Consider the following 5,173-nt stretch of genomic DNA (forward strand, 5'->3'; position numbering starts at 1 on the left):
CGCGAACGGATTATTGGGCGCAAACACTGTGCTCTCGTCCAGGACGAAAGCAGCGATCGCATCGCGATCAGCGATATGCAGCGCGGTCCGGATCGATGCACCGAGCTGACGCTGAGAAATAGGCACGCGATGTTGTCCTCATATCGTCACGAACTGAGATCGGCCCAAGCCACGGCAGAGGCACGATCGATTCCGGTTCGGCGCCTTTCTCGAAAAAGCAGGTCCTTAACATCCAAAAAGAGGTCTGACCACGCCTGTTTGGCTATGTCACTCTGAAACAAATCGTTTTACCAATTGACGCCATGCCACAGCTTGCAGGCGTGCTCACCTCCGGGTTCGAACTTCGGATCCTGCGCCGTCGTTGCGATGGTGATGGGCGTATCGAGACGCGGCACATCCACATCGAGGCGAGCTCGGGGGATCAGGCGATCGCTCAAGGGAGGTTTCTCGCTCAAGCGATCCTCGAGGGCTGGTCCGGTGTGGCCATGCTCACCAACGAGGCCGGCGCCCTGATCTGGTCGACGCACAAGCACATGCCGCCGCCGACAGCACCTGGCATAATCTGATCGCTGGCCACCCGCCCCGGCCGGGCGTGACCAAGACCGGAAAGACCTATGCCGACCATTATCGCTATTCCCTCTTATGCCACATTTCTGCTTAAATATCCCATTGGCAAACTTAGATTTGAAATGCGAATCATCAAACGCATATGATAAATCAATAACTATGATTAATAATGTATAAACTCTTAAATCAGCATGAGGCCATGATGAATGTAATATCGCCAAAACCCCCGGGTATTTTTTTATTAAAGTTGAATTTAATTATTACATTTTCGTTGTTGATATTTATAATGCAACATAGCCTTCGAACAGCTCGTGCGAATGATCCAAACGAAGCACTTAATGATAGTATTGATTACTCTCAGCAATGGCTTACGACTGTTAATAATCCCACTATGCAAGTTCCGCATAATAGTTTAGACAAGCCATCATATGGGAGGCTTCTACCAAGAGCAAAGAATATTGCATCGATTGATTTTAGGCCGACCGGAAACATAAACAATCGGGCTATGCTCGACGCCATTGCATTCTATAACTCTATCAGCGGAAATCTTTCACAGTCAATTGGCTCTCCCATGGATGATCCATCATCTGGATCGTCAAATTGCCGAGCACGTCGCTACCCGGCCGGCCACCGCTACGACCTTCACACTTTTACAGTAGAAGGATTAAAGCTTGGCGTTGTCGGTAAAAATAACGGCAAAGTATATACCGCGGGCAACTGCTACGCAGGTGGATTTCGTCTTGAGCCCGAATGGAAGCCTGGTATGTCATTAGAGATAGTTTTCAAAAACGGAAACTCACCTTTCATATGGATGCCACTTTGGTCATTTTCCGGAACGCAACTATCACCTAATCGTATACCGGAAGCAAAAGGAAATCCCTACTATACTGCCGCTAACGGCGCCAAGCTATTTAATAATACTCTTCTGTCCTCAAATAATAAAAACGATCATTTTCAATATTATGAGCAGGATTTTGGTGATTTTTGGACTTCAAATATATATGGCCCGGGTAAAGGCCTCACAGGAGGCTTGGTTGCGTATCAGTCAGGTCCTTATGATAGCCCGGCATTTAAATTAAAACCGTATACGCAATTTTTGGCAACTAGCAATGGTTTTTACTCAAATCAAGAGACTAAAGACCCTAGCGGCTACCGCTATACGAGTCTTTCTGAAGGTATGCTCTCGGACCGATTTTATACTCTTATGATTGATTGGCCAAACGATGGATCAAATATTATTAGGTATATTTTGGATGGTAAGGTTTATCAGGAGCAGTACCAAGAGTTTTTGACTGATAGCTATACTGATATACATAATACTGTTAAGAGACAAGCAATGCATCTTTTGTTTGGCATGCAGGGTGTTCCATCATTTGCGTTTAATGTGCGTAATGCATCAAGTTTAATTACTAATCGTGATGAATTGTCGATGACTTTACAATCAGTAAAAATTTGGGAGGGAAATCTAGATCCAGAAAGTCTTATATATCCGGCAAATGCTTTCCCGGAATTGTTAATACCTAAGCTGTCGAGTCAAACAGCTTATTTAAATGAGCCATTCAGTTTTACTATCAGCAATCAAAGTGTCATAAAAGAAGGATCGACTGTATATAAGGCTGATTCATATGACGGTTCAAAAATTAGTGTAGACAGTTTGCATTTAGGCGGTGTCTTTACCAGTCTTGGTCCTCATAAAATATCAATTACGGAGATACCTCAGCCCACATCTAAAACTGGTTTGACGGTGGCGTACGGAGGGCGACCTAAAACTACATACTTCGTAATAAATGTTATTAGAAGATAATAATTCGTATTAGAAATAACATGTTTAGGATTAATTTGATCCACCGCGAAAATCCGGTCGATAAAATAGTTATTCCGTCAATATAATTTATAAGGAGCAAGTTATAATTTTTAGAATGGGCGTAGCCATCGAATGCTGCCGGGAATTTATGACCCTATCCAGATGATACAATTGTGGTGCTGTATCATTTGCTCCTCGAGTAGGAGTGATCTTGCTGCATATAATCAATAGTTGCCCTCGGAGAGACAGAAGCGTCTGATGAGTGTTTGGCAGTTGATTTCCATAGGCAGGCGCTGCAAGGTGTAGCGGAAAAGGAAGATTGGGAGTTCCTCTCAGCGCTGATCGGAGGTGTAGTAAATGCGCGTAGGCCGATTGCATCCGCGCTAGTAGCTGGCCGAGTACCTATTCGGTTGAATTAGCTGTAACCGCCGCCCCTGGAAGTATCCGTAAGCGACCCTCACCTCAGCTTAGACCTTCCTCTACGCCGCTGCCCTTATGATCCTCGTCCAAAGAAACGAGCCGACTAAAATACCTCACCGGACGGGCTCTGAGCTCGACTTTGGTTAAACTGGGCGGCTTGGCAGAGGGCGTAGGCCCAGGCTTGTGGCAGGCGGAACCGATTTCTTTGGTTGCGTCTGCGGGGTGACGTCGACAACCCTCCTGGCACCAGATCGCGCGACGGACGGCAGCAAAAGCACCGAGGAAAGTAGGCTGCGGTTGTACCACGGTAGCCGCGACCTGCCGCCGCTCACGTGCTGTCAGCTGGGTGGCGATGGAGAATAGGGCGAGTAGGCAGGGGGTCGTATGAGCAATAGCCTTGTCGGACCATCGACGCTGTGTCTCGACTCCGAGATGGGCACGCGCTTCCTGGAATATGACCTCGACCTGCCAGCGTCGGACGAACCACGTCACGATCTGTGTCGGATCTCGTATGGGGTCAGTGCAGAGCAGCCCTTGCAGCTCGAAGTGGTTCTCCGGCTCTGTGGATCAGAGCCCAGCGGATCGGCACTGCTGGTAGATTGGAATGATGCCAGATGGCGCAGGCCGTGGAATCTCGATTCTGCGCTCGCCCATGCCGTACCGGCCCGGCACGCTCACCTGCTGCCAGACGGTACTCGAGCCGGTCAGGATTTTGGACAAGGTTAGCTGCCGCACGCCCTTCTTGCGCGGGCGCCCGATCGTACCGAGAAGCCTCGGAGGCTCTGGATCGTAGAGTATCGCTCCAGGCGCAGGCGGATGATGGCTGTGATACTGCCGCGGCGCAGAACATCGAGAAGCAGCATGGCTGAGAATGCGCTATCGCCGACCAGCTCGAGGGTGTGCCCCAACAGCCAGCGCCGTCCCTGCAAGTCCATTTGCCGTCCTAAATCGAGCAGGGTCTTGTGCCGATGACCGCGTTTCCAGCAGGCGCGCTTCGAGGGGACGAGGGCAGTCAGAGTCAGCGATACCAGACGCGACAAGCCCAGGGATGGATGCGAGCCGCATCAGGCTGATCCAGCGCTTCCGCCGAGATCATCAGCTGGAATCACGGGCCTGCTTATAAATCGTTAAGGCGTCCCGAAAAAGTGTGTTAGAGGACTATTAATTGAAGGCTCGACTAAAAAGGATTGTTGTCTTGCTTATATCCTAATTCTATGCCTTAATTCCTAAAAGAAAAGCAAGATCTATAGATAGGAGTAAACTGTCGTGAGTACATATCTTGATTTAACTGGTTACCATCTCACATTTGATGCTGAGATGACAACTTCGGCGGATCTGTCAAAATTTTCAACGACATTTGCAAACGGCGATCGGACATTGTGGAGCAACCATGAGGCAGAATGGTACGCTGACTACAATCCTTCAAGTAAAAATAATCCATTTAGTTTTGATAATGGGGCGCTGAATATTACCGCAAGCCCTGCTGCTGGTCTGCCATATGATAAAACTTATAGCTCAGGCTTGATACAAACGGCAAGCACTTTTACACAAAACCAGGGGTTTTTTGAAATACGTGCCCAAGTTCCCATATCCAAAGGGTTTTGGTCAGCGTTTTGGATGCTACCGCGGGATAATTACCAAACAGAGGTGGATATATTTGAGCAGCCGAGTCTGTATGGGAAGAGTCAGTACTACGTTAGCAATAAAGCGCCCCTCGGAGCTCAGGAATTTATTTACAACACCGGAGTGGCCTTGGATGAAGGCTACCATACCTATGGTTTTTACTGGGATTCTAACAAGATCCAGTTTACTTTTGATGGGCAGTTTATTGGTACCGCACACGCCGTTCCGCCAGCTATGGCGAACCAGCAGATGTACATACTAGCAAACCTCGCCGTTGGTGATCAGTATAGCTGGCCTCTAGCGCCAAACTCCGGAACAAGTGCAAGCTATAAAATAGATTATATACGTGCCTACTCAAACGACCCGAATGTTCAGGCTGTTACTTTAGCTCCAATTTCCTCGCCAGATGGTAAGGACACGACGCCAGTAGGGATTCACACCTTTCCCAAGGTGGCAGCGCCCAGTGTGGGCGTGACGTGTGACACCGGTGCCTGGTCTCTCGGCGGCAGCACCCGCGCGGGTGGTGTGACGAGCACGGGTGTCGAGGCGGGGGCGCCGCTTCTCGACAGCGTCGATGGACGACTGGCCTCTGCCAGCTATGATCCAACCAAGCTGGCAGACGCGGCGCACACGGTTTTGGTCACGCAAACCGACGTGGCCGGCAACACCTCCACCGCAAGCTCCCTCAGCTTCACCCTCGACACCAAGGTAGCAGCGCCCAGTGTGGCCCTGACGAGTGACACCGGTGCCTCGTCTCTC

Annotated in this window: 3 protein-coding genes; all 3 read left to right on the forward strand. The window is 49.4% G+C overall.

What is annotated here, in order from left to right; genetic code table 11:
• The first annotated feature begins 302 nt into the window (after positions 1-302).
• Positions 303-566 (forward strand): hypothetical protein, encoded by a 264-nt coding sequence (locus MKK70_RS18575; protein ID WP_243949303.1) that lies wholly within the window; start codon positions 303-305, stop codon positions 564-566.
• A gap of 170 nt (positions 567-736) precedes the next feature.
• On the forward strand, positions 737-2,371 hold the full coding sequence (locus tag MKK70_RS18580; RefSeq protein WP_243949305.1) for a hypothetical protein: 1,635 nt from the start codon (positions 737-739) through the stop codon (positions 2,369-2,371).
• Between the two features lie 1,686 nt (positions 2,372-4,057).
• Positions 4,058-5,173: family 16 glycosylhydrolase (locus tag MKK70_RS18585; protein ID WP_243949307.1), on the forward strand; the 1,116-nt coding region annotated here is incomplete at its 3' end.

The sequence above is a fragment of the Methylobacterium sp. E-041 genome, assembly GCF_022829665.1.
Lineage (GTDB): Bacteria > Pseudomonadota > Alphaproteobacteria > Rhizobiales > Beijerinckiaceae > Methylobacterium.